Raw genomic sequence first — 22,844 nt, 5'->3', positions numbered from 1 at the left:
GCCCCCGGCCCCGAAGCCGCCGCCCTCCATGGGGTGACGGTGGCCTACCGCAGCGTCAAGGGGGCACCCCGGGTGGTCTTTGAGGGGCTGGACCTGACCTTCCGCAAAGGGGAAAAGATTGCCCTCATCGGTTCCAACGGGGCGGGCAAATCCACCCTGATGAAGCTGCTGGTGGGGCTGCTCAAACCCAACGAAGGCACCGTGTCCTTGGACGGCACACCGCTGCGGGACACCAAACCGGAGGCGCTGTCCCGGCGCATCTCGCTGGTCTACCAGAACCCGGAGGAAATGTTCATCAAGGACAGCATTCAGGCAGATATCGCCTACGCCATGCAGGTGCGGGAAGTGGATCACTGGCAGGAGAAGACCAAAGCCCTGCTGGAACGGTTCCGCCTGACCGAACTGGCCCAGCGGGACGGACGGCTGCTTTCGGGCGGGCAGATGCGACGGGCCAGCCTGGCCATCGGGGTGGCGCTGAATCCCGGCATTCTGCTGCTGGACGAGCCCACCGCCAACCTGGACATCGCCACCCGGCGGGAGATCCTGCGCACCCTCAACGATATGAAGGAGATCACCGAAACGGTGGTCATTGCCACCCACGATATGCAGCTGGTCTGCGAGTGGGCCCAGCGCATCGTGGTGCTCTGCGGCGGCAAGGTGGTGGCGGACGGTACCCGGGACGAAATCTTCGGAGATGCCGCCCTGGCAGCCCGGGTGGGCATCCGCCCGCCGGAGATCTTTGCCATGGGCCGCGCCCTGGACGAACGGGCTTTGTGCTACACGGTGACGGAATTTCTGCGGCAGTTTGAAGGAGACGATGCGGTATGATGCAGAAACTGTCTGAAAACATCCTGGACAAATTCTCCATGGACTTTTTGCGCAACCAGGTGCTGAAAAACGCCTACGGAAACAACGATACTGTCATTGCCGCCCGGGACCCCCGGGTGCTGCTGGTGTGGTATCTCTTCTTCGGGCTGGTGCCCTGGTTCGTGCAGGACACCACCTTTCTGCTGGGCTGCTTTGTGCTGGTCATGATCACCACCCTGCTGGCCCGGGTGGCGGGGCTGGTGCTGCTGCTCTTCGGGGTGGGGGTGTTCTCCCAGACCGGCTATCTGCTGGTGGTTACCTGGCTGTTCGGGGGCGACGCCTCCGCCATTGCACCGCTGCTGGTGCTCACCCTCAAGGTGGCAACCATTTCCCTGGCGTCGGTGACGGTGTTTTCCGGGCTGGACCCCGACCGGCTGGCCAACGGCCTGATGTGGTTCGGCTGTCCCGAGCAGCTCTCCTTCTCCATCTCCTATGCCTACCGCATCCTGCCCATGCTCATGGAGGAGTTCCAGAACGTGCTGCTCAGCTACCGGCTGCGGGGCAATCCGCCTGCCCACGACACCCTGGCGGGAAAAATCCGGTACCTGGCCTACCAGGTCAAGATCATCATGGCCGCCTTCTATCCGCTGATGCTCAACACCGCCAAGCGCAGCCGCACCACGGTGGAGGCACTGGAACTGCGGGGCTACCGTTATGCCGCCCAGAACAAGACGGTGCGGCGCATCAAGCTGGCCGGGCTGCACCTGACCTGGGACGACGGCATCTTTGCTGCGCTGTCGGTGCTGTGGGTGGCGGTCACTATATTGCTGGCCGGCCTTGTGTAACAGGAGGAAACTATGTATCTCGATTTTCATACCCACGGAAAGCTGGCCAAAAAACTGCCTTTTTCCGAAGAATATACCCACTGGCTGTTTGGCGAGGCCCGGGGGGCCGGGCTGGACGCCATCTGCCTGACCGAGCATTTCAACACCTGGGGCTTTGCCGAACTCTACCGCTATATCCTTTCTCAGTCCGACCGGGAAGGGGATACACTGGTCTTTGACGGGCTGCGCATCTTTCCCGGCATGGAAACCGATATCGCCGAGGGCGGGCACATCCTGTCGGTAGGGCCCATGGAAGCCATTCTGGAACTGAACCGCCGTCTGGAACCTCACAAGGCGAAGGGGAACTTTCTGCCGTTTGCGCAGTTGATGGACCTGTTTGCCCAGTACCCCGTCTTTGTGGGCGGGGCCCATCCCTTCCGGGCGGGGGGCCACATTCCCGAACTGCCCTCCGACCAGCTCACCCGGCTGGATTTCCTGGATATGAACGGCAAGGATCTGGCTGAGGACCGCGCCCGCACCCAGCGGCTGACCACCGGACTGGGCAAGGCCCTGGGACTGCCGGTGGTCAGCGGCAGCGATACCCACCAGGCCGTGCAGTACGGCTGCGTGCGCACCCGCTTTGCAGAAAGCTTTGACACGGTGGAAGCCCTGCGCCGGGCGGTGAACGGCGGAGCCTATGAAATCTGCATTTCGGACAACGCTGCCCGCCAGGTGGCCACCGCGGCGCTGCTCAAGCGGTCTCTCAAGGAGATCCACGCCCTGGGCGGGGACTATGTCTCGGTGTTGTTGGGCAAAGAACCGGCCTGGACTGCCCAATATGCACCGGCTGTGGTATAATACAGACAAAATCATCCTGGGGAGTGTATCTATGCCGCTGCAATTTCCGCAAAGTCCCGAAAAACTGACCCCCGCCGAGCGTCGTCTGCTGGAATTTATCGAGAGCCACCGGGAAGAGTTTCTTTTCATGACCATCGGGCAGCTGTCGGCGGACCTGGGTGTGTCGGAGGCCACCATCTCCCGGTTTGCCCGGCATCTGGGCTGCCAGGACTTCAAGCAGCTGAAAAACCAGGTACTGGCCCAAAACCACCTGGAGGGCCCGGCGGGCAAGCTGGCCCGCACGGTGCTGGCCGACGGCGAGTTTGATCCCCGGCGGTATCTGATGCAGCAGCAGACCTGCCTGCAAAAGACCATGGAGGCTCTGGACCCCGCTGTCTTTGGGACGGCGCTGGAGGCGTTGCTCGCCGCCCGGCGGGTCTTCATCCAGGCAAAAAGCGCCTCGACGTCCATGGGGCAGCTGCTGTTTTTCCGGCTGCGGCGTCTGGGGCTGCCGGTGGAACTTCTGCCCGGCAGCGGCTCCGAACTGCTGGAAGGCTTGGTCCAGGCCGGGGAAGGGGACCTGGTGGTATTTTTCGGCTTCTCCAAGGTTTCGGCGGAAGGAAGGATGATCCTGCGTCGGCAGCGGGAGGCGGGCTACCGCACCCTGTGCTTTACCGGGCGGCTGCATCCCCCGGCCGAAGACCGGGCCGACCTGAACCTGTATGTCTACCGCGGGACCGAGAAGGAATACCATTCCATGGCGGCGGCCGCCGCCATGGTGGATACCCTGGTGGTGGCGGCTTCCCAGCGGCTGGGCGCCGACGGTGCCGCCCGCCTGAAGGAACTGCACCGGATGAAACAGGAATTCGGCAGATGACACAACATACCCAAAGGAGCCCGCAGCGTAGGCTGCGGGCTCCTTTGTATAATCCCGCCTTTGCTTCCTTATAATACAAAAGAAGAAAATATAAGGAGGAATAGAGGGTATGAATCCTTTTGAACAGAAACCTTCCCGGAAGGCCGGGGCGTTTCAGAGCTGGAAAAGCCTGTATCCCAAAGCCTACTGCAAGGATGAGACAGATGCCTACACCAAGGTGCGCATCATCCTGATGACCGGGGCCGAGTATGAGGCGGTGTGGTTCGGTCACCAGTTCCATCGCCACTGCACCGACAACGATCTGCGCCGGGAACTGGCGGTGGCCCGGCGGCAGGAGCAGCAGCAACAGCATCAGCTGGCCTACCTGAAGCCCGCCGACGAGACCCAGCTGGAAACCACCATCACCTATGAGCAGCTGGCGGTGGACCTGACCGCCATCCTGGCCCAGCGGGAGCCGGATCCCTATGTGGTGAAGGCCCTGAACTTTGCCCTGCTGGAGGACTTTGACCATCTGTACCGGTATGCGGACCTGTTGGAAATGGAGCAAGGCATCCGGGCAGAACGGCTGGTGGGGGGCTATACCGAGATCATGCCCGGGCGTCCCACCATTGCCCATCACCGCCATCCCGTGGACAGTGTGCGTCGGGCCTGCGATTTCAAGAAGGCGGATCTGCTTACCATGCTGGATACCTGCACCATCACCGCCGCCGAACAGCAGACCATGAACTACTATATGAATCTGGGCGCCTTCTACCCCAACGACCTGGGCCGGCGGCTGTACCAGGAGATCGGCATGGTCGAGGAGCAGCACGTCACCCAGTACGGGGCCCTGCTGGACCCCAGCTGCACCTGGCTGGAAAACCTGCTGCTTCACGAGTACAACGAATGCTATCTGTACTGGTCCTGCTTTGAAACTGAGACCGATGACCAGGTGAAGAAGATCTGGGAGCGCTATTTTGATATGGAGGTGGGGCACCTGCACAAGGCGGCCCAACTGCTGCAAAAGTATGAGGGTAAGGAGTGGCAGCAGGTGCTGCCCCAGGGCGAGTTCCCGGAATTGCTCCGCTTTGCGCCTCAGATCGACTATGTGCGCAAGGTGCTGAAGAATACGGTGGAGCTCACCGCCGCCGGGGAGGATTACCTGCCTGTTGACCAGGCCGACCCGGCTTCTCCCTTCTTCCAGTATCAGGAGGCGGTCAATAAGGGCGGACCCGATGCAGTGCCCAGCCACTGCATCATCCGCACCTACCAGGAGAAAAACGGGGAGGACTACCGGTACCAGACCAAAAAACACCCCGTCCCTGCCCTGGCGGACCGTACCACCGACAACACACAGCTGGGCCGTGTGCCCGGCGCCCCCCAAAACTGACCCGAAAAAGTAACCAATTTTTTGAAAGCCCGGGCTTCGGCCCGGGCTCTTTTTTCGTCGGTTGTGCGACTTTTCGACAAAATTCTGCTTTTGTGGGGATTTCTTTGCGCAGAAGCTTTGTGAAACCTGCGAAATAATCTCCATTATTTTAGGTAAATTTTTTGCGATCCTCCAAAAATTGATCACTTTCTGACGATTTGTTCATTTTGCGACGGACATTTCCGGTTTTTGTGTGGTATACTTAACCATAGCGCTCCAGGGAAAAAGGGCGCAGGAAAGAGAAAAATTGAACAGATGGTCAAACAGACAATTGGGTATACGGTATGAAACTGTCAGGAGGAAACATATGATTACCTACGAGAACACCAAAACAGTGTATGACCTGGTAGAAAATGCGGGCAAGGAATACGGCGACAGGGTCTTTTTGCGGTATGAAGACAACGACGTCGTCTATGACGTGACCTATGCGGAATTCGTGGCGCAGTGCCATGCCGTTGCCGCCTGGGTCAAGGAACAGGATGCGGTGGCGGGCCACAAGGTTCAGGTGGGCCTGCTGGGCAGCAGCAGCCACCACTACCTGGCGGTGATGCTGGGGGTCATGGCCAACGGCAACACGGTGGTGCCCCTGGACGTGCAGCTGGACGTGGAGGGCCTGGCAGACTGCCTGACCCGTTCGGATGTGGATATCCTGTTCTACGACTGGGAGCATGCGCCCCTGGTGGAAGGGGTCAAAGCTTCCTGCCCTCGGGTCAAGACCTACATTTCCCTGCAGCACGGCAAGCACGTGCCCTGCTCGGACAATCTGCTGAAAGAGTTCGCCGGCCGCCGGGTCACCCCCGACGTTTCGGAGAACGACTGCGCCATGATCCTGTTCACCTCCGGCACCACCGGACGGGGCAAGGGGGTCATGCTGTCCAACCGGAACCTGATTGACAACACCTTCTCTTCCACCGTCAATGATGAGGGCGTACAGGAAGTGTACCTGAACATCCTGCCCATCCATCATGTGTTCTGCATCAACAGCGATGTGCTGGCGGCCATGCGGTACGGGGTGCTGCTCTGCCTCAACCGGGACCTGAGTAAGCTGGCGGACCATCTGAAACTGTTCCAGCCTACCTCCTTCCGGGCGGTGCCCATGGTGGCCAAAGCCCTGTTCAACCGGCTTATGATGATCAGGACCCAGCATCCGGAGATGACCACCCAGCAACTGAAGGAGGAAGTGTTCGGCAGCCGCCTGCGGAAGATCGTCTGCGGCGGCGGTTATCTCACCCCGGAACTGGCCAAGAACTACCAGGACCTGGGCATCCTCATCGGCCAGGGCTATGGCATGTCCGAGTGTTCTCCCGTCATCTCCGCCCCCGACTGGAGCCGTCCGGACAAGGTGGCCTCGGTGGGCAAGGTGGTGGACCGGTGCCAGGTGCGCATCGTGGACGGGGAAATCCAGGTCAAGAGCCCTTCGGTGATGATGGGCTACTACAAGGACCCGGAAAACACCGCCGAAGCCATGACCGAGGACGGCTGGCTGCGCACCGGGGATCTGGGCTATCTGGATGAGGAGGGCTTTTTGTACCTCACCGGGCGGAAAAAGAACCTGATTGTTCTCAGCAACGGGGAAAACGTGGCCCCGGAACAGATCGAGAACATGTTTGACGATGAGCCTATCGTGGAGGACATCCTGGTGTTCGAGGAAAACGACACCATCACCGCCGAGGTGTACCCCAACTTCCGGTACGCCGAGGACCTGGACATCCCCGATATCCAGGCCGCCGTGGGGGAAAGCATTGCCAAGATCAACCAGAAGCTGCCCACCTTCAAGCGTATCCTCAACTTCCGGGTGCGCAAGAACCCCTTTGAAAAGACCAGCTCCCGGAAGATCAAGCGCACCAACTACTTCAGCCAGAAGCAGGCCGAAGAGGAAAACCGGAAAAAGCGCATCCTCCCCCAAAACGAACTGCAGCAGAAGATCTATGACAGCGTAGCCGGGGTGCTGGGCCACCAGGATTTCGGCATCGACACCGATTTTTACCGGGCCGGCATGGATTCCATGGGCAGCGTGCTGCTGCTCACCGATCTGTCCGAAAAGATGGATTTCTCCATCACCCTGGACGATCTGATGGCCCATGCCAGCGTGCAAAAGCTGGAGGCCTACTACCAGGAAAAGCAGCAGGAAGAAAAGGTGGACTACACCCCCCGGGCGGTGTACCCCCTCACCAACCTGCAGATCTACTTTGCCTACGTCATGCGGGGCAATACCACCGCCAACCTTCCCTCCCTCATCCATCTGGACCCCAGCGTGGACCTGCAGCGGCTCAAGACCGCTGTGGAGGATCTGTTCGACGTCCACCCCGGTCTTAAGTCGGTCATCCAGATGGACGACGGGGCCTATAAGAGCTTCCGCCACGACGAACTGCGGGTGAATGTACCCATTTACCGCCAGAGCGATGAGGAGTTTGCCCAGACCCGGGAACACCTGCTGGTGCCCTTCCTCTACGGAAAGGACGAGCCCCTGTACCATACGGGCATCTACCAGACCGACAGCGCCAACTACCTGTTCCTGGACGTGGCCCACATTGTGGGGGATGGCATGACCCTGAAGATCCTGTTTGAGGACCTGAACCGTCTGTACGCCGGAGAGCCGGTGGAAAAGGAAACCTACACCCTGTTTGAGTATGTGCTGGACGAGAAGGCCCGGGACGGTAAGGGCAAGCGGGAGCAGGACATCCAGTATTACCGGGAACTGCTGAAGGGGGCCCGCATCAAAAAGAGTATTTTGAACCGGAAGGATTTCCACGACCTGGATAAAGGGGAGAATGCCTCCCTCCGGGGACGGTTCACCGTCAGCCCCAACCAGCTCAACGCCTTCTGCGCCAAGCACAAGGTGTCCGAGAACGTCATGTTCCTCACCGCCTTCAACTACTGCATCTCCATTTTCAGCAATGAGAAGGACGTGGTCAGCAGCAGCATCCACAGCGGCCGCACCGACAGCCGCTGGACCCGCCTGGCCGGACCGCTGTTTCTGAGCTACCTGTTCCGGTACACCAACCTGGCCCACGAGACGGTGCCCCAGCTGCTCTCCCGGTCCGCCCGGCAGATCATGGAGACCATGCGGTGCCATATTTCCTGCCTGCACTCGGACGAAATGTTCTTCCAGTATCAGGGAGACATCCTGAACCTGGACGAGATCGGCGGCGCCCCTGCCCACCGGGAGCACATCCAGCTGGACTCCCTGCCGTTCCATCTTCAGGTCATGTCCAACGCCAAGGGCTTCTATTTCTACGAGCTGCGGTACTGGAACAACCGGTTTGACCGCCAGCAGCTGGAAATTTTCATGGAGTGCATGGACGTCATTGTCAAGGCCATGCTCACCGAACCTTCGGTGCGGCGTCTGAAAAAGCACCTGCCGCAGAATCTGTTCCCCCATCACTATTTTGTGAAGGCAGCGGATGTGAACGCCGCCGCCGGCAGCGCCCTTCTCCAGGATGTGGACGGGGAAGAGCTGGTGAAGGCCTACGTCTTTGACGAGACCTGCCGCAAACAGCCTCTGGGTGCCTGGGGTGCCCTGTACATCATGGACCATCCCACCTGCAACTGGACCGACAAGATCACCAACCCCTACGGTCCCGGTGTGCTGTACCAGACCGGCCTGCATGCCCGCATTCTGCCGGACGGCAGCCTGGACATTCTGGAACAGTGCGGCCGCACCATTATGATGGAGACCCTCACCGGACGGGACTTCCTGGATCTGGGCAAGCTGGAGCAGGTACTCCGCACCTATGAGGGTGTGGAATCTGCCCAGGCATACATCACCTGGGGCCTGGAACACCGCATGGAACTGTGTGCTGACATTACCGGCCGGGAGCAGCCGGATCCGGACAAGCTGAACGCCTATCTTCAGGAGAAGGTGGAGCCGGTGCTGATGCCCAAACAGATCCACTTTACCCAGACGGTGTCCTGAGCCGGGAGTCAACCGTACTTGGTTTGCTGATCCGGAAAAATCCGGCAAACAACTTGCTTGCAAGTGTTTGCCGGATTTTTTTGTGGAAAACCGGAGGAGAAGTCTTTGGAGAAACAGAAAAAACATGATGGGGAACTGAGGCCTGCCCATGGCTGTATTGGCGGCGGCCGTGCCGGAAATTCCGGATATCACGGCTTATGATGGGCTTCCTCCAGCAGACAGGCCAGCCGGTGGGGCAGATGCCGGGGCCCCCGTACCGACCGGACACCGTAGGACAGCAGTTTTTCCCGCGGCAGAAAGTCGGGGGCATATCGCTGCTGCAGTTCCAGATCCATCCCCCATTCGGTACGAATGCGTCCGTCGTCGTAGTGCCAGGGAATGTCCGCCCGGACCACCTTGCAGCGGTACAGCACCGCGCAGACCGGCGCCGTTACATACAGATAGACGATGTCCCCCACAGCGGCTTTGACCCGCTGCTGCCACCGCACTGTGGGGCCCTGGGCGAACGCAGCCTCCAGATCAAAGTAACGGGGATTGGCGGGCATGATCCAGACTTCCCGGTCCCGGGGCTTTGCCCGACGCCGGGTGGAGGCTGTGGCGGTGTAACTTCCGTCCAGCAGGGCAAAGAGCAGCGCCGGGGGGACCGTTCCGTCCAGCAACACCGAAATCCAGCTGCCCCGGGCCATATGGTAGGCGGGCAGAATACCCGGCTGCCCCATCACCGAACCTCCCGAGGCCGGGTCGGCCTTGACCTCCAGTACATCCACCCGACCGGGACCGGGCAACCCCAGTTTGTCCCGGGGGACGTCCATGATCAGCCCGTACCATTTGCCGCTGTCATGGTGGCGGAGTACCGCAGATCCCGGCAGTGCCTGCCAGGGATAGTCAGCCGTGGTGCCGTAGCGCTGCGCTGCGTAGGACAGCACCCCGGCCCGGTCACTGCTCGTCGCGTTTGGGAAGGTTGTCTTTTTCATGTTTGAACCCCCACAGCATAATCTGATAAAAAATCGGCATCAGGTCCCGTTCCCGCTCAGTGAAGGAATACTCCACATGGGGTGGGATCTCATTGAACTGCACCCGGTTGATGAACCCGTCCTGCTCCAGCTCCCGCAATGCACTTGGTCAGCAGCGTGTCAGTGATGCCGGAAATTTCCTGTTTCAGGGTTCCGACCGTGGTTGCGGAAACAGGACATGAGTGTCCCCGTTCTCAGACCGCGAGGCTGACTGCGATCAGAAACATAGCATAGTAGTAGGTCAAAAGATTGGCGACGTGCACGGCAGGGTGCTTTGAAGGGTAAAAATACAGGAACAGGATCAGCAGATCCGAAATCCAAAACAGCGCTGCCCCTGCCAGTACCAGAAAGCACCAGGGCTGGCCTATGCCAAAAGCCAGCTGCAGTCCCTTGCCCAGCAGTGCCGAGACAAAGGCTGCGTAAAGCACCACCAAAGGGCGCATCCGCCCGGTCTGCATTCCCGGCATGCCGGACAGTGCCGCCGCGCCGCCGGCCCCCAGCACCGCGGCCAGCGGCACCGGCCAACCCATGGGCTGCAGCTGGCACAGGCCCCACACAAACAGGGTGTGTCCAGCCAGAAAAGCCCCCAGTCCAGCCAAAAACAGGCCCGGACGGCGCAGGTTGTTGTAAAGCGCCAGCACCACATCCCCCACCATACAGCACAGCAGCGCCGGCAGTAATCGCCAAAAAGCTTCGGGACGGCTGCCCAGGGCAGCGCACACCGCCGCCACGGCCACAAAGCAGAGGCTGCACAGTGCTTTTTCGGGCAGATAACCCCGACCCGGCAGGCGCAGCCGCCGCACCAGCAGCCACAGGGCGGCGGTATAGGCCGCTCCCATTCCGACGATGTACGGTATGCTCATAGGCCGCGCCTCCCTTGCATTGTTTCACTTTCAGTATAGGCAAAAAACGCTTGGCCGTCAATTTGTGCCCCGCCCAAAAATACGGCAGAGCCTTTGGATACTCTTCGAAGCTCCGCTTTCGTGGCCCTGCCGATTGGGACTGCGACACCGGAGAATCCTCCCTATCCACAGGCAATAAATATCCCCCGGCTTTGCCGGGGGATATTTATTGCCTTTTCAAAAGGCAGGTGATTTTATGAAGGAAAGTCATGATCATAAAGAGCCAAAACAGAAGCCTTCCGGACGGTTGCCCAAAGGGAACGCGACGAACCGTCAGCCGAAAACCCTTGCCCGTCAGGCGTGGTTGAAAAGTAAGGAAAAGGTTGTTTCGGCAACACGCACAAAGCCCGACAGCAACTACGCTTCCGCACAGGAGATGGAGGAATTCGCCGTTCAGCAAAGTGAATTCCGTCTGGAAGATGGAACTATCCTTGCGTTGCGAAAGACAGAAGCTGATGCCAACGGTCGCCTCTCACGCAAAAGAAAGCCGGAGGAATCACAGCAGGGAGATTGGATGTACAGGGATTCCCCTGAACTGAGGGAGAAAAACACACCAACTCGGGGGTCTTTGAACATCAATCCGCAAGCTACCGCCAAGAGGAAGCGGCAACGGCGCACGGCTGCCAATGCCGCCCGCAAAGAAAAACAGGCAAACCAAGCAGCACAACGAACACAAAGGATAATCCACCAGGCGCAGCAGGCGGCCAGAGAAAGTGCAGGAGCCGTCAAGAAAGTGCTTTCCGCCATCCGCGCGGCAACTCGTCATCGGCTGGTTGCTCTGCAGAATTTGGTAGCCATCTCCACTGTGAGGTATGTCCGAATGGAACAGGAAGCACATTTGGTGCCTAGACCCTCGTGAACCATGTTTTTGTAACCGACGCCTGACGGGGCAAAGGAACAGCCTGCTCACAGATTCCTGACAAACAAAGCCCGGATGGCATTCAGAACGGCCAGAATCATCACGCCCACATCGGCAAAGACGGCCAGCCACATGTTGGCAAACCCCAGCGCGATCAGCACCAGACAGAGCAGCTTGACGCCGATGGCCACCACAATGTTCTGGTAGACGATGCCCAGGCATTTGCGGGAAATCTTGATGGCTTTGGAAATTTTCAGGGGATCGTCGTCCATCAGCACCACATCGGCGGCCTCGATGGCGGCATCCGAGCCCATGGCGCCCATGGCAATGCCGATGTCCGCCCGGCCCAGCACCGGCGCATCGTTGATGCCGTCGCCCACAAAGGCCAACTTTTCTTTGCCGTGTTTGCCGGCCAGCAGTTTTTCCACCTGCGCCACCTTGTCGGCGGGAAGCAGCTGACTGTACACCTGATCCACGCCCAGTTCGGACGCAACCTGATCGGCCACCCGCTTGGCGTCGCCGGTGAGCATGACTGTCCGGCGTACACCGGCGTTCTTCAGAGCCTGAATGGCCGCTTGCGAGGTGGGTTTTACCACATCGGAGATGACAATGTGCCCGGCGTACCGGCCGTCGATGGCCATATGGATGATGGTGCCCACGCTGTGGCAGTTGATGTAGTCAATGCCCAGCCGCTTCATCAGCTTGTCGTTGCCGGCCGCCACCGTGTGGCCGTCCACCTTGGCCACCACGCCGTTGCCGCTGATCTCCTGAATATCGGACACCCGGCTGCGGTCGATCTCCTTGCCGTAGGCTTTCTGCAGATTCTTGCTGATGGGATGGCTGGAAGCCGATTCGGCCAGCGCTGCGTACTCCACCAGCTTGGCATTCTCCATGGCGCTGTGGTGGATGCCGTTGACCTCGAAGACGCCCTGGGTCAGGGTGCCGGTCTTGTCAAATACCACAATGCGGGTCTGGGACAGGGTTTCCAGATAGTTGGAACCCTTGACCAGCACACCGGCCTTGCTGGCACCGCCGATGCCGGCAAAGAAGCTCAGGGGGATGCTGATGACCAGCGCGCAGGGGCAGCTGGCCACCAGGAAGGTCAGCGCCCGGTAGACCCAGGTTTCCCAGGCAGGGGACTGGCCCAGACCGAACCAGAGCACCAGCGGCGGCAGAATGGCCAGCGCCAGGGCCGCATAGCAGACAGCCGGGGTATAGATCCGGGCAAAACGGGAGATGAAATCTTCCGACTTGGACTTGCGGGAGGAGGCGTTTTCCACCAGGTCCAGAATCTTGGAAACGGTGGATTCGCCGAACTCCTTGGTGGTCCGGATCTTCAGCACACCGGTCATGTTGATGCAGCCGCTGATGATGGCATCACCGGTTCCCACCTCCCGGGGCAGGGACTCACCGGTGAGAGCTGCCGTATTCAGAGTGGAGCTGCCCTCCACCACGTCGCCGTCGATGGGCACCTTTTCGCCGGGCTGGACCACAATGACAGAGCCGATAGGCACCTCATCCGGGTCCACCTTCTCCAGTTTGCCGTCCCGTTCGATATTGGCGTAGTCGGGGCGGATGTCCATCAGGTCACTGATGTTGCGGCGGCTCTTGCCCACGGCGTAGCTCTGAAACCATTCGCCCACCTGATAGAACAGCATGACGGCGATGGATTCCAGATAATCGCCGTTTTCATAAATGGCCAGAGCCAGAGCCCCCAGCGTTGCCACGGCCATCAGAAAGTTTTCGTCAAAGACCTGACCGTTGCGGATGCCCTTGTAGGCTTTGCGCAGAATGTCGTGGCCGATGATCCAGTAATCCACCAGATAGCATGCCAGCCGCACCCAACGGCCTGCGGCGCCCAGCGCAGCAAAGGCGGGCGCCCCCAATACCTGGAGTGCCAACAGCAATACCGTGGCCCCCAGAATACGCCAGAGCATGACCTTCTGCTTTTTGGTCATACCGCTGTCCGGCTTGCTGCCGATCCCCTGCAGCACCGCCGCCAGAAGCGCCACCACGACCAGCAGAATATTCACAATCAGTTCCTGCATGGTTCCTCTTCCTTTCCTCTATGGTTTGTCAGTTATTGTATGGGCTCTTACAGGTAAATTTCGCAGTCGGGCTCTACCTTTTTGCAGGCCTTGACCACATTCTGCATGACCCCGGCGGGCGCCTGCCCTTCCTCGAATTCCACGATCATCTTCTGGGTCATGAAGTTGACGGTGGCCGCCTGCACACCGGCGGTTTTGCGTGCGGCTTCCTCCATCAGGTTGGCACAGTTGGCGCAGTCCACTTCGATCTTATAGCTCTTTTTCATCTTGAAAACCCCTTTTTGATTTTTATTTATGAACAGTTAAGCAACTGTTTAACTATAAGCGCATCATACCCCCGTTGTATCCTGCCGTCAAGGGAGAAAGGAAAGGTCCTTCCGTTTGGGCTAAGGATTTTTCTTTTTGGGCAAACAAAAGCCCCCCACAGAAAAAAGCCCTGTGCGGATGGCATCCGTACAAGGCTTTGACAGATAGGAGGATGGGTGCGATGCAGGAGAGAATACTTCTTTGCTCAGGCTTTCTTTCGCTTTCCGGTATTATCCGAACCCCGTATCTCTTCGTGATAAAAGTAGTCCACAATCACGGGATGGCCCGGGACAGCCCGACCGTAAGGCAATTCGTTGTCCACAAAGGGGCAGTCGTTTTCTGCCGCCAGCCGGGCCGCCTGTTTTTCCAGCTGTTGAAAATAGCTCCGGTCCCCCTTTTGGTAGATGGCCCGATACAGGGGAACCAAATCGGGGTGCTTTTCCTGAATATAGTCCAGAATATCCTGTTTGAACCCGCCCCGCAGGTTAAGGTTTTCCAGCCACACCAGATCGCACTGGTCCTTTACCCGGTGAAAGATCGCCGTAAAATCCGTAATGCCGGGGAACACGGGAGAGATAAAGCAGACGGTGCGGATGCCTGCCTCGTAGACGGTTTTCATGGCAGCCAGACGCCGCTCAATGCTGACCGCCTTGTCCATATCAAGGTGGAAGGCCTCGTCCAGGGTGTTGATGGACCAGGAAACCGTGACCTTGCCCAGCTGTTTCAGCAGGTCGAGATCCCGCACCACCAGATCGGATTTGGTGCAGATGAGGATTTCCGCCTCACTACCTCGCAGTTGTTCCAGCAGTTTGCGGGTGTTCCGGAACTGCTCCTCCTGGGGCAGATAGCCGTCAGTCACCGAGCCGATGACCACCCGCTGTCCCCGGTATTTCCGGGGATTTTTGATCTCCGGCCAGTGTTTCACATCCAGAAAGGTGCCCCAGGGTTCGGTATGACCGGTAAAGCGCTTCATAAAGGAGGCGTAGCAGTACTTGCAGCCATGGGTGCAGCCCACATAAGGGTTCACCGAGTACCCGCCCACCGGCAGGCTGGACTTGGTCATGATATTTTTCGTCTCGACATCCCGGATCAGGACGCCGTTTTCCATCATTTCTGCCATTTTCGCTGTTCCTCCAGAACCTTGTGGAACGCCGGGGGCAATTCCTGGATCATCTGCGCTTCCCCCAGTATGGGGAGCAGATCTTCTTTCATAAAGACCGGTATGCCCAGGGCATGGGCCTGTTCGGTCAGGCTTCGTACCCATTCGGGCCTGGATACGGATTTCCCCTTGCGATGTCTGGTTTCTGTTCCGATGACGATCCACTCGATGCCTGCAAGGTCCACCGTGCCGATGTCGTCAAACATGGGCTCGAAGGTGACATGGTAATGTCCACCGTGGATATGCTGCTGCAGATCGGCAATCCGGTGTTTCTCCTTTCGGGAAGTGACGGTTACCCCGAACCAGGCATTGCCCAGCGGGGTGGAAAAACAGATCTCCTCCGGCCGTTTGGTCAGGAACAGATACTGATGCTGGGGGTTCTGTTCCATTTTGGCAAATACCTGCTCCCGCCATTCCGGCTTCCACCCGGAAAAATCGCTCATGCCGGTGAGCAGAAAAATTTGCGGGCGGGGTTTGTCCATGAGCCGCAGCTTACCGGGAAAAAACTCCGGCTTCTCAAAATCTTCGATCATATGGAACCGTCGCACATTGTTTCTGGCATAACAGTAGCTGCATCCGATGGTACAGCCGATGACCAGATTCATGTTCTGAATTTGGGACTTGATACACACAGCCATGAAGATTTCCGCCGCTCCTTTACCACAAGGTGAATTTGACAGCTCAATGCGAAGCCGATATACTTATTATACTAAGAACAAAATAAGCTTCAAGTACGCAGAATATTTGTACCTGGTACGAAAAACCACACCAATAGAGAGAAGGCAAAGCTATGAATCCGTCCATGACCTATGAGGAATTTCAGCGCCGGGTAAGCAGCGTTATTCTGACAGAAAACGGCAACTGCCCCGTCACACCGGTGATCCAGATGCTTCAGGGAAAATGGAAGCTTCAGATCATTTATGAACTGTGTATCCAGTCTCCCATGCGGTTTGGGGAACTGAAAAAGATGCTGACCCCCATCACCAATACCATGCTGACCAATGCGCTCAAAGAGCTGGAAGGGGACGGATTGGTACATCGGGAACAGTACAATGAGATTCCGCCCAGAGTGGAGTACTCTTTGACGGAAAAAGGCCGGGATCTGCTGCCTGTTTTCTACGCCATCTCCCAGTGGGGGATGAAGTATATTCCCTGAGTTCCGGCAAGAGAGGGATTCAGGACAAAGCTGTAAAACACCGGAGTGGCTGCCGCATGGGAAAACCGCTCCGGTGTTTTTGTCAATGTGGCCTCTCTCCACAGCCAGTCCCGTTTTCATGTGGGAATCCCTTCCAGCTTTTTGTGATATTGTTCCAGCACATCTTTCAGCGTGATCTCCTGCATTTTGTGTTCAGCTGTTTTTTGAATGTCCAGGTAATAATCACGCAGTACCAGCTGGATATTCACGCCCACACCACAGGCGGGATTGGTGTGGATGTCCTGATGGAGCAGGGGCTTATTGCCCTCCACGGCCCGATAGGCATCCAGCAGAGTGATCTTCTCCGGCTCACGGGCCAGGGCAGGCCGGGGATGTCCCTTCACGCTGACCAGCAGCCCGCCCTTCCGCAAGGCGGACATGAGCTGGCGCACATAGGCAGGATTCGTCTGAACACTCTCTGCCAGCTTGTTGCTGGTCAGGTCGCAGTCCGGGTACAGAGCGATAAAAGCCAGAATATGAACGGCATCGCTGAGGCGGGTGGGGTATTTCATGGCCGGATCTCCTTTTTGCCTTGATGTTATTTTTATTATAACAGCATATTGACAGCGGCGCAAGCGGATGCTAAGATGCTTTGCAGTAAGAATAAAAATAACACCCAAATGAAAGGAATGGTGACAATGAGCTTTTATGAAGATCTGGTCATGCAGACCCAGATGAATTACTCCCGGTATTATTCTGTCTATGCTTCCGGCAGTACGCCGTATCAGCTGACTGACAAAAAGCCGCTGCCGTATAGCGAACAGATCAAACGGTTGGTACAGGAGGTAAAGGAAGCTGACTGTGTGGTAGTGGGCGGAGCCTCCGGCCTGTCCGCTGCCGGCGGCGGAGATTTTTACTACGAGGACAATGACTCCTACCGGAAATATTTCCGCCCTTTTGCGGAGAAGTACCACTTCAAAGGCGCTTTTGCAGGAATGATGCACCACTGGGAAACCCGGGAGGAATACTGGGGGTATCTGGCCACCTTTCTGCATACCACCCAGACCGCCCCGGTGCGTCCGCCCTATCTGGATTTGAACGCGCTGCTGGAGGGCAAGGATTTCTTTGTACTGACCACCAACCAGGATACCCAGTTTGTCAAGCTCTACCCGGCGGACAAGGTGGCGGAAATCTAGGGGGATCACCGCTTCTTCCAGTGTGCCGACTGCTGCACCGATGATACATGGGACGCGGTACAGCCGGTGGCTGAGATGGTGGCCGCTATGGGGGACGGCACGAAGATCCCCACCGATCTCATTCCCCGGTGCCCCCACTGCGGCGGTGAGGCATTCCCCTGGGTGCGGGGATATGGAAATTTCCTCCAGGGGAAGAAATACGAAGAACAGTACGAAAAAATTTCTCGCTATGTACTGGAACACAAAGACAGTCAGATTCTATTTCTGGAGCTGGGCGTTGGCCGGCTGACGCCCATGTTCATCCAGGAGCCCTTCTGGAACCTGACTTTCAGCCTTCCCCATGCCCGATACATCGCGGTCAATAACCAGTATGACTTTCTGCCCAAGCCGTTGGAGGACAAGGGCATGACCATTGTGTGCGATATTGCGCAAGTACTGCGGGATGCACGGCACACCATGGAAAGCAAAGAGGACAATCCATGAGCGGGGGAAACCAGGCGTTGATTCAGGAACTTGCTGCGCGTATGGCGCAAGCGGACGCCGTCGTCATCGGCGGTGGTTCCGGCCTGTCAAGCGCGGCCGGATATGACCACTATCACTGGTCCCCGGCGCTGTCCGGCCCGTCAGGGGGACCTGGCGGAAACGCTGGCAGCCCTTCGGCAGATACAGAAAGGAGAATACAGCAATGCATGATCTCAACCCCATCGCGGAAAAAATCCGTGAGGCAGATGCCATTCTGATCGGTGCCAGCAACGGGCTGTCCATCACCGAAGGACTGCACTTGTTTGCGGACAATGCGGCCTTTGAAAAGTTGTTTGGGGACTTCAAACGGAAATACGGCCTGGGGTGTCTGCTGCAGGGGATGGCAGCCCATTGGCCATCGGAAGAGGAAAAGTGGGCCTTCTGGGCCCGGTTGATCTATCATTACTGCGGGCAGTACCAGCCTACGCCGGTGATGAAGGATTTGAAGGCCATTGTGGGGGAGAAGGAGTACTTTGTCATCACATCAAACGGAGAAGGTCACTTTGAACTGTGTGGCTTCGATCCGTCGAAAATCTATGAGATGGAGGGAAACTGGCTCACGATGCAGTGTGCCCGCCCCTGCCACGATACCCGTTATCCCAGTCTGGAAGTGGCCCAAAAATTATCAACTGCCGAGCAGGGCGGCCGTGTTCCTGCAGAGTTGGTGCCGCGCTGTCCCAAGTGCGGCGGCCCCATGGACATCCACATGGGCGCAGGGCAGAGAATGATTCCGGATACCGCTGCCCGGGCACGGTTCCAAAACTTTCTGAAAACCTATCACGGGAAAAAGCTGGTGGTTCTGGAGCTGGGCATCGGCTGGCGCAATCAGCTCATTAAGGCCCCAATGATGCGCCTGGTGGAACGGGAACCGTGCGCCACGTATATCACCGTAAATCTGGGCGAAGTTTTCATCACAGACGCCATAAAGGACCGGTCCTTTGGTTTGGATGGCCCTTTGAGCGAGGTTCTGTCCGAACTCCGGTCGGCGTGCGAAGGGTAAGAACGTTCCCATCCGTTCCCGTTTGTGGTATGATAAGCCCAACAGGAAGGTGATTGGATGGGAAAGATGGATTTGCCTCACGATCATGGGCAGATGATGGAGCGGAAGCTGCAGAATATGCCCAGCGTGGAAAATTTCCAAACGATTGCGGAAATCTTCAGGCAGCTGGGCGATGGCAGCCGACTGCGCATTTTTTGGATATTGTGCCACTGTGAGGAATGTGTGGTCAATCTGTCGTCTATGGTTGGAATGAGCAGCCCGGCCGTATCCCATCATCTGAAGCAACTGCGGTCAGCCGGTCTGATTGTCAACCGCAGGGAGGGCAAAGAGGTATATTATACGGCTGCGGATACGGAACAGGCCAGGCTGCTTCATCAGATGGTCGAGGAACTGGTGAAAATCGCCTGTCCTTCCCAGGAAAAGCCGTGAGGAGTGCAGAACATGAGGCAAGAAGAGCGGGAAAACCTGGAACAACAGCTGCAGGATGTTTCATATGGCAGCGTGACGACAATCCGGCATACTCTTCCCGGTCAGGAACAAGTCCTTCTGACCGGCCAGTTTTCAGCCAGAACAAAGGGAAAGGGAAAATTGGATGTATATCAACCTCTGCCTGGGGTGGAGGCGTCGTACAGCAGGCTGATCGGCACAGAGGTCACAGTATGCCATGAGGCTTCGGACACCATTCTGGAGCTGTTTTATTGCCGCCGTGGCCGGGTAGGCTGGAATATGCGGGGTGGCATATCGGTATATTTGGGCGCGGGAGACCTGAGTGTTCACAGCGCCGGCTGTTGTGCGGATTCCTGCATGATGTTTCCCTTGGGATATGCAGAGGGTCTGTCCGTTTCGATGGATCTGGCAGTCCTGCAGGAAACTTTCCCGCCTGTTTTGCGGGATTCCGGGGTGGATGTTCAGGCCCTGCATCAGACTTTCTGCGCGGAAAAGCCCGTTGCCATTCCGGCCAGCCAGAGGCTGGAAGAGATCTTTTCACCGATCTATTCGGCGCCTTCTGTTCAGCAAAAGGCTTATCTGTACCTGAAAATGCAGGAACTGCTGCTCTATCTTTCCCGTCTGCAGCCCCAGAAGGACCTGCTTCCGCCATGTGAATCCCAACAGACAGAAATGATCAAAGAAATCCATCGGGAGCTGACCACGCATCTGGAACAGCGCCTTACCATTGAGGATCTTGCCCGGAAGTACCTGATGAACACCTCTACCCTGAAGGAGGTGTTCAAGGCAGTCTATGGGCAGCCCATCGGGACGTATATGAAAGGGTACCGTGTGGAGTACGCCATGAAACTGTTGAGAGAAACCCGCATGTCCATCCAGGAAATTGCGGAGCGTGTGGGGTACAGGACCCAGGGAAAATTTTCAAAAGCCTTCAAGGATGTGACGCAGATGCTTCCCACAGAGTATCGGAATCAATTCCTGACTATCGGCTGCCTGCCCCAATCTGTTGGTCTTATGGAGGATCGGGAGCAGGAATCCTGAAAAAGTTTCAAAAAGTGCCAGAGGCAATTTTGCCTCTGGCACTTTTTGAGAAAAGACTCTCTGGTTTGTGCGTGGCCATTGAGCCGACGCCCGGCGGCTGGTGGAGGCGGTGCGGTCCGACCGCCTGCCGGAAGCCGCCGTGGACGCCTGTGCCGCCCGGCTGCTCCGCGCCGCCCTGACCCTGACTGAACCCCAGGACCGCCCCACATCCTTTGACAAGGCCGCTCACCACGCTCTGGCCCGCCGCGCAGCCGCCGAAAGCGCCGTGCTGCTGAAAAACGAGGGGGATCTTCTGCCCCTGAAACCCGGTACCCGGGTGGCCCTCATCGGAAATTTTGCCTTTGCGCCTCGGTATCAGGGCGCGGGTTCCAGCATGGTGAACGCCACCCAGGTGGATACCATGAAAGATGCGTTGGCCGAAAGTGAATGGGAATGGGCGGGGGTGTCACAGGGCTATTTCAGAGATGGTGCACCGGCACCGGAACTGGAAAAAATGCCTTGGATCTGGCAAAATCCGCCGATGCAATTGTTTACTGCTTCGGTCTGGACGAACACGGTGAATCGGAAGAAATCGACCGGGAACATCTGCGTATCCCGCAAAACCAGATCGGGTTGTCGGAAGCGTTGGCCCGTGTCAATCCTCATATTGTGGGCGTCCTCAGTGCCGGTTCCGTGCTGGAAATGCCCTGGCTGTCCTATTGCTCCACGGCTATCTGTACGGACAGGCCGGTGCGGGCGCTATGTGGGATATCCTTACAGGAAAATTCATTCCTTCCGGACGGTTGAGCGAAAGTTACCCGTTTCAATATGAAGATACCTCTGCTTTCCGAATTCATGTGGCCCTAGGTTCCCCTGCATCTCTTCGGGGTGGATTTTACCTGGAGCCTGCTGGGCTACAACGTGCTCTACGATGCCGCCGCTTATGTGGCCCTGGCGGTGTACAATAATATCCTTGTTACCGTTATCACTGGCGGAGTGTCGATGATTATTTTTCCGGAAGGGCAAGCGAGCAAACAAGCATGTGCAAACAAAAAAGCGTGAATCTTGAAAAGATTCACGCTTTTTCGTTATCAGTCCAGATCTTCTCCGTTGGACGCAATCACTTTTTTGTACCAGGCAAAACTGTCTTTGCGGGAACGGGCCAATGTTCCGTGACCGGTATCGTCCATATCCACATAGACAAATCCGTACCGTTTGCGCATTTCCCCGGTGCCGGCACTGACGATGTCAATCCAGCCCCAGGGCGTGTAGCCCATCACGTCCACACCGTCCAGCTCGATGGCATCTTTCATGGCCCGGATGTGGGTGCGGTAGAAATCGATGCGATAGGGATCATGCACCTTCCCGTCTTCTGCCACGGTGTCCACGGCACCCAGACCGTTTTCTACCACCATGATGGGAAGCCCATAGCGGTCATACAGATTGTGGAGCACAATTCGGAATCCCAGCGGGTCGATGGTGATGCCCCACTCGGTACAGGGCAGATAGGGGTTGGGTTCCCCCAGATTCAGCGGGTCACCGCTCTGTTTGCCTTGCTGGCGCGCCGCCAGGGTGGAGCGATAGTAACTGATGGAGATAAAATCCACACAGCCATCCCGCAGAATCTGTGCATCTTCCGGTTCCATCTGCACCTGGATGCCCTGCCGTTTATAATACTGCAGCTGGTAGGAGGGATAAAAACCGCGGCACTGTACGTCGGCATAGAAATAATTCCGACAGGCCGCTTCCCAGGCCGCCTGTACGTCTTCCGGAGCGCAAGTCTTGGGATATACCGTGACCCGGGATGCCGCCAGCATGCAGCCGATGCGAAAATCTGGATTGATCTGATGCCCCAAGCGTACCGCGTTTGCACTGGCCACAAACTGGTGATGGGCCGCCTGGGCCAGCGCCTGGGGGTCAAAGCGGGTCATGCCGCTGGCCAGGAACCCAAAGGGCAGGTTGTTGATCTCGTTGAAGGTCAGCCAGTACCGGACCTTGTCACGATACCGGCGGAACACCGTTTCACAGAATTTGAGGAAGAGCTCCACCATCCGGCGGTCCTGCCAGGCGCCAAAGGCGTTGCTCAGGGCCAGCGGTACCTCGAAGTGGTGCAGTGTCACCATAGGTTCGATGCCGTACTTATGCAGTTCATCAAACACCGCGTCATAAAAGGCCAGGCCTTCTTCGTTGGGTGTTTCCTCCAGACCGGTGGGATAGATGCGGGACCAGCTGATGGACATACGGTAGGTTTTCAAACCCAGCTCGCCCATCAGAGCAATGTCTTCCCGGAAGTGGTGGTAAAAGTCCGTTGCCTGGTGGGAAGGGTAGTAGTGGCCGGGGGCCGTGTCGTAGACTGCGCCGTCCGGCAGGGGATCGGGGCGCATGGCGGTGACCGTTTCCACGGTGCCGTCCGCCAGCCGGCGGGTGGCCATGCGACCGTTTTTGGGATCACCATTGGTGATGACATCGGAGTTGGCAGGACCGCGTCCGCCGGCATCCCAACCGCCTTCATACTGATTGGCGGCGGTGGCGCCGCCCCACAAGAAACCTTTCGGGAACCCCATGGTG

The 22,844-nt window shown here is 57.8% G+C and carries 24 protein-coding genes and 1 pseudogene; 16 read left to right on the top strand and 9 right to left on the bottom strand.

Going from position 1 to position 22,844, the window contains the following annotated elements; genetic code table 11:
• The 6 genes from H6B15_RS09145 to H6B15_RS09120 all read left to right on the top strand — a co-directional run.
• A partial coding sequence (locus H6B15_RS09145; RefSeq protein ID WP_204647678.1) for an energy-coupling factor ABC transporter ATP-binding protein occupies positions 1 to 828 on the top strand: 828 nt, incomplete at its 5' end.
• Positions 825 to 1,652 carry an energy-coupling factor transporter transmembrane component T family protein gene (locus H6B15_RS09140; protein ID WP_204647677.1) on the top strand — a complete coding sequence of 276 codons (828 nt, stop codon included), beginning with the start codon at positions 825 to 827 and terminating at the stop codon, positions 1,650 to 1,652. The genes H6B15_RS09145 and H6B15_RS09140, both read left to right, overlap by 4 nt.
• 12 nt (positions 1,653 to 1,664) lie before the next feature.
• Positions 1,665 to 2,489, top strand: coding sequence for a PHP-associated domain-containing protein (locus tag H6B15_RS09135; RefSeq protein ID WP_204647676.1), 825 nt, complete (start codon positions 1,665 to 1,667; stop codon positions 2,487 to 2,489).
• Positions 2,490 to 2,520: 31 nt separating this feature from the next.
• Positions 2,521 to 3,345 (top strand): MurR/RpiR family transcriptional regulator, encoded by an 825-nt coding sequence (locus H6B15_RS09130; RefSeq protein ID WP_204647675.1) that lies wholly within the window; start codon positions 2,521 to 2,523, stop codon positions 3,343 to 3,345.
• A 109-nt stretch (positions 3,346 to 3,454) separates the two neighbouring features.
• The gene (locus tag H6B15_RS09125; RefSeq protein ID WP_204647674.1) at positions 3,455 to 4,714 is read left to right on the top strand and encodes a hypothetical protein; all 1,260 of its coding nucleotides are present in this window, start codon (positions 3,455 to 3,457) and stop codon (positions 4,712 to 4,714) included.
• Between the two features lie 346 nt (positions 4,715 to 5,060).
• Positions 5,061 to 8,669: an AMP-binding protein gene (locus tag H6B15_RS09120; RefSeq protein WP_204647673.1), complete on the top strand. Its 3,609-nt coding sequence runs from the start codon at positions 5,061 to 5,063 to the stop codon at positions 8,667 to 8,669.
• 188 nt (positions 8,670 to 8,857) lie between these two features.
• Here H6B15_RS09120 and H6B15_RS09115 read toward each other — a convergent pair whose 3' ends face one another.
• The 3 genes from H6B15_RS09115 to H6B15_RS09105 all read right to left on the bottom strand — a co-directional run bounded on the left by H6B15_RS09115 (position 8,858) and on the right by H6B15_RS09105 (position 10,545).
• Positions 8,858 to 9,643 carry an MmcQ/YjbR family DNA-binding protein gene (locus H6B15_RS09115; protein WP_204647672.1) on the bottom strand — a complete coding sequence of 262 codons (786 nt, stop codon included), beginning with the start codon at positions 9,641 to 9,643 and terminating at the stop codon, positions 8,858 to 8,860.
• Entirely contained in the window at positions 9,606 to 9,782 is a 177-nt protein-coding gene (locus H6B15_RS09110) for a winged helix-turn-helix transcriptional regulator (protein ID WP_204647671.1), read from the bottom strand. The genes H6B15_RS09115 and H6B15_RS09110 overlap by 38 nt, the downstream gene beginning before the upstream one ends.
• A 94-nt stretch (positions 9,783 to 9,876) precedes the next feature.
• Complete coding sequence (locus H6B15_RS09105) at positions 9,877 to 10,545, bottom strand: lysoplasmalogenase (protein ID WP_204647670.1); 669 nt, start codon at positions 10,543 to 10,545, stop codon at positions 9,877 to 9,879.
• Positions 10,546 to 10,780: 235 nt separating this feature from the next.
• Between H6B15_RS09105 and H6B15_RS09100 the strand changes: the two genes are divergently transcribed.
• Positions 10,781 to 11,443, top strand: a complete 663-nt coding sequence (locus H6B15_RS09100) for a hypothetical protein (protein WP_204647669.1) — start codon at positions 10,781 to 10,783, stop codon at positions 11,441 to 11,443.
• A gap of 47 nt (positions 11,444 to 11,490) precedes the next feature.
• On the opposite strand, the gene H6B15_RS09095 is transcribed toward H6B15_RS09100, so the two are convergent.
• The 4 genes from H6B15_RS09095 to H6B15_RS09080 form a co-directional block, all read right to left on the bottom strand.
• Positions 11,491 to 13,491: a heavy metal translocating P-type ATPase gene (locus H6B15_RS09095; RefSeq protein ID WP_345941966.1), complete on the bottom strand. Its 2,001-nt coding sequence runs from the start codon at positions 13,489 to 13,491 to the stop codon at positions 11,491 to 11,493.
• Between the two features lie 47 nt (positions 13,492 to 13,538).
• The gene (locus H6B15_RS09090; protein WP_007048056.1) at positions 13,539 to 13,757 is read right to left on the bottom strand and encodes a cation transporter; all 219 of its coding nucleotides are present in this window, start codon (positions 13,755 to 13,757) and stop codon (positions 13,539 to 13,541) included.
• Between the two features lie 245 nt (positions 13,758 to 14,002).
• Positions 14,003 to 14,917 carry a radical SAM mobile pair protein B gene (locus H6B15_RS09085; protein ID WP_204647668.1) on the bottom strand — a complete coding sequence of 305 codons (915 nt, stop codon included), beginning with the start codon at positions 14,915 to 14,917 and terminating at the stop codon, positions 14,003 to 14,005.
• The gene (locus H6B15_RS09080) at positions 14,905 to 15,594 is read right to left on the bottom strand and encodes a radical SAM mobile pair protein A (RefSeq protein WP_204647667.1); all 690 of its coding nucleotides are present in this window, start codon (positions 15,592 to 15,594) and stop codon (positions 14,905 to 14,907) included. Before H6B15_RS09080 ends, H6B15_RS09085 begins: the two co-directional genes overlap by 13 nt.
• Before the next feature lie 152 nt (positions 15,595 to 15,746).
• On the opposite strand from H6B15_RS09080, the gene H6B15_RS09075 reads away from it, so the two are divergent.
• The gene (locus H6B15_RS09075; RefSeq protein ID WP_204647666.1) at positions 15,747 to 16,112 is read left to right on the top strand and encodes a winged helix-turn-helix transcriptional regulator; all 366 of its coding nucleotides are present in this window, start codon (positions 15,747 to 15,749) and stop codon (positions 16,110 to 16,112) included.
• 116 nt (positions 16,113 to 16,228) lie between these two features.
• On the opposite strand, the gene H6B15_RS09070 is transcribed toward H6B15_RS09075, so the two are convergent.
• On the bottom strand, positions 16,229 to 16,663 hold the full coding sequence (locus H6B15_RS09070; protein WP_204647665.1) for an Rrf2 family transcriptional regulator: 435 nt from the start codon (positions 16,661 to 16,663) through the stop codon (positions 16,229 to 16,231).
• Between the two features lie 126 nt (positions 16,664 to 16,789).
• Between H6B15_RS09070 and H6B15_RS15525 the strand changes: the two genes are divergently transcribed.
• The 8 genes and pseudogenes from H6B15_RS15525 to H6B15_RS09040 all read left to right on the top strand — a co-directional run bounded on the left by H6B15_RS15525 (position 16,790) and on the right by H6B15_RS09040 (position 21,338).
• Positions 16,790 to 17,287 (top strand): hypothetical protein, encoded by a 498-nt coding sequence (locus H6B15_RS15525; protein WP_243424354.1) that lies wholly within the window; start codon positions 16,790 to 16,792, stop codon positions 17,285 to 17,287.
• Positions 17,288 to 17,353: 66 nt separating this feature from the next.
• Positions 17,354 to 17,770 (top strand): hypothetical protein, encoded by a 417-nt coding sequence (locus H6B15_RS15520; RefSeq protein ID WP_243424353.1) that lies wholly within the window; start codon positions 17,354 to 17,356, stop codon positions 17,768 to 17,770.
• Positions 17,771 to 17,972: 202 nt separating this feature from the next.
• A complete protein-coding gene (locus tag H6B15_RS09060) occupies positions 17,973 to 18,809 on the top strand; it encodes an NAD-dependent protein deacetylase, SIR2 family (protein WP_204647664.1) in 837 nt (278 codons plus the stop codon).
• A gap of 57 nt (positions 18,810 to 18,866) precedes the next feature.
• Positions 18,867 to 19,238: an ArsR/SmtB family transcription factor gene (locus H6B15_RS09055; protein ID WP_204647663.1), complete on the top strand. Its 372-nt coding sequence runs from the start codon at positions 18,867 to 18,869 to the stop codon at positions 19,236 to 19,238.
• A 417-nt stretch (positions 19,239 to 19,655) separates the two neighbouring features.
• Positions 19,656 to 20,297 carry a helix-turn-helix domain-containing protein gene (locus tag H6B15_RS15515; RefSeq protein ID WP_243424352.1) on the top strand — a complete coding sequence of 214 codons (642 nt, stop codon included), beginning with the start codon at positions 19,656 to 19,658 and terminating at the stop codon, positions 20,295 to 20,297.
• Between the two features lie 100 nt (positions 20,298 to 20,397).
• Positions 20,398 to 20,658, top strand: a pseudogene (locus H6B15_RS15795) (glycosyl hydrolase); the annotation flags it as partial.
• 137 nt (positions 20,659 to 20,795) lie between these two features.
• On the top strand, positions 20,796 to 21,083 hold the full coding sequence (locus H6B15_RS15695) for a glycoside hydrolase family 3 C-terminal domain-containing protein (protein ID WP_275950987.1): 288 nt from the start codon (positions 20,796 to 20,798) through the stop codon (positions 21,081 to 21,083).
• Between the two features lie 81 nt (positions 21,084 to 21,164).
• Positions 21,165 to 21,338 (top strand): hypothetical protein, encoded by a 174-nt coding sequence (locus tag H6B15_RS09040; RefSeq protein ID WP_204647681.1) that lies wholly within the window; start codon positions 21,165 to 21,167, stop codon positions 21,336 to 21,338.
• Between the two features lie 29 nt (positions 21,339 to 21,367).
• Here H6B15_RS09040 and H6B15_RS09035 read toward each other — a convergent pair whose 3' ends face one another.
• Complete coding sequence (locus H6B15_RS09035) at positions 21,368 to 22,840, bottom strand: glycoside hydrolase family 1 protein (protein WP_204647662.1); 1,473 nt, start codon at positions 22,838 to 22,840, stop codon at positions 21,368 to 21,370.
• Positions 22,841 to 22,844: the final 4 nt, after the last annotated feature.

Source organism: Gemmiger formicilis (assembly GCF_016900095.1).
Taxonomy (GTDB): domain Bacteria; phylum Bacillota; class Clostridia; order Oscillospirales; family Ruminococcaceae; genus Gemmiger; species Gemmiger formicilis_A.
The sequence above is the reverse complement of the archived record's forward strand: the minus strand, read 5'-3'. Positions and strand labels throughout refer to the sequence as shown.

Coding starts and splice junctions, on each gene's coding strand:
- H6B15_RS09130 (WP_204647675.1), top strand. CDS start 2,521: ATGCCGCTGCAATTTCCGCAAAGTCCCGAAAAACTGACCCCCGCCGAG.
- H6B15_RS15525 (WP_243424354.1), top strand. CDS start 16,790: ATGAGCTTTTATGAAGATCTGGTCATGCAGACCCAGATGAATTACTCC.
- H6B15_RS09120 (WP_204647673.1), top strand. CDS start 5,061: ATGATTACCTACGAGAACACCAAAACAGTGTATGACCTGGTAGAAAAT.
- H6B15_RS09075 (WP_204647666.1), top strand. CDS start 15,747: ATGAATCCGTCCATGACCTATGAGGAATTTCAGCGCCGGGTAAGCAGC.
- H6B15_RS09115 (WP_204647672.1), bottom strand. CDS start 9,643: ATGAAAAAGACAACCTTCCCAAACGCGACGAGCAGTGACCGGGCCGGG.
- H6B15_RS09140 (WP_204647677.1), top strand. CDS start 825: ATGATGCAGAAACTGTCTGAAAACATCCTGGACAAATTCTCCATGGAC.
- H6B15_RS09135 (WP_204647676.1), top strand. CDS start 1,665: ATGTATCTCGATTTTCATACCCACGGAAAGCTGGCCAAAAAACTGCCT.
- H6B15_RS09125 (WP_204647674.1), top strand. CDS start 3,455: ATGAATCCTTTTGAACAGAAACCTTCCCGGAAGGCCGGGGCGTTTCAG.
- H6B15_RS09095 (WP_345941966.1), bottom strand. CDS start 13,491: ATGCAGGAACTGATTGTGAATATTCTGCTGGTCGTGGTGGCGCTTCTG.
- H6B15_RS15515 (WP_243424352.1), top strand. CDS start 19,656: ATGGATCTGGCAGTCCTGCAGGAAACTTTCCCGCCTGTTTTGCGGGAT.
- H6B15_RS09105 (WP_204647670.1), bottom strand. CDS start 10,545: ATGAGCATACCGTACATCGTCGGAATGGGAGCGGCCTATACCGCCGCC.
- H6B15_RS09035 (WP_204647662.1), bottom strand. CDS start 22,840: ATGGGGTTCCCGAAAGGTTTCTTGTGGGGCGGCGCCACCGCCGCCAAT.
- H6B15_RS09085 (WP_204647668.1), bottom strand. CDS start 14,917: ATGGCAGAAATGATGGAAAACGGCGTCCTGATCCGGGATGTCGAGACG.
- H6B15_RS09100 (WP_204647669.1), top strand. CDS start 10,781: ATGAAGGAAAGTCATGATCATAAAGAGCCAAAACAGAAGCCTTCCGGA.
- H6B15_RS09090 (WP_007048056.1), bottom strand. CDS start 13,757: ATGAAAAAGAGCTATAAGATCGAAGTGGACTGCGCCAACTGTGCCAAC.
- H6B15_RS09055 (WP_204647663.1), top strand. CDS start 18,867: ATGGGAAAGATGGATTTGCCTCACGATCATGGGCAGATGATGGAGCGG.
- H6B15_RS09080 (WP_204647667.1), bottom strand. CDS start 15,594: ATGGCTGTGTGTATCAAGTCCCAAATTCAGAACATGAATCTGGTCATC.
- H6B15_RS09060 (WP_204647664.1), top strand. CDS start 17,973: ATGCATGATCTCAACCCCATCGCGGAAAAAATCCGTGAGGCAGATGCC.
- H6B15_RS09070 (WP_204647665.1), bottom strand. CDS start 16,663: ATGAAATACCCCACCCGCCTCAGCGATGCCGTTCATATTCTGGCTTTT.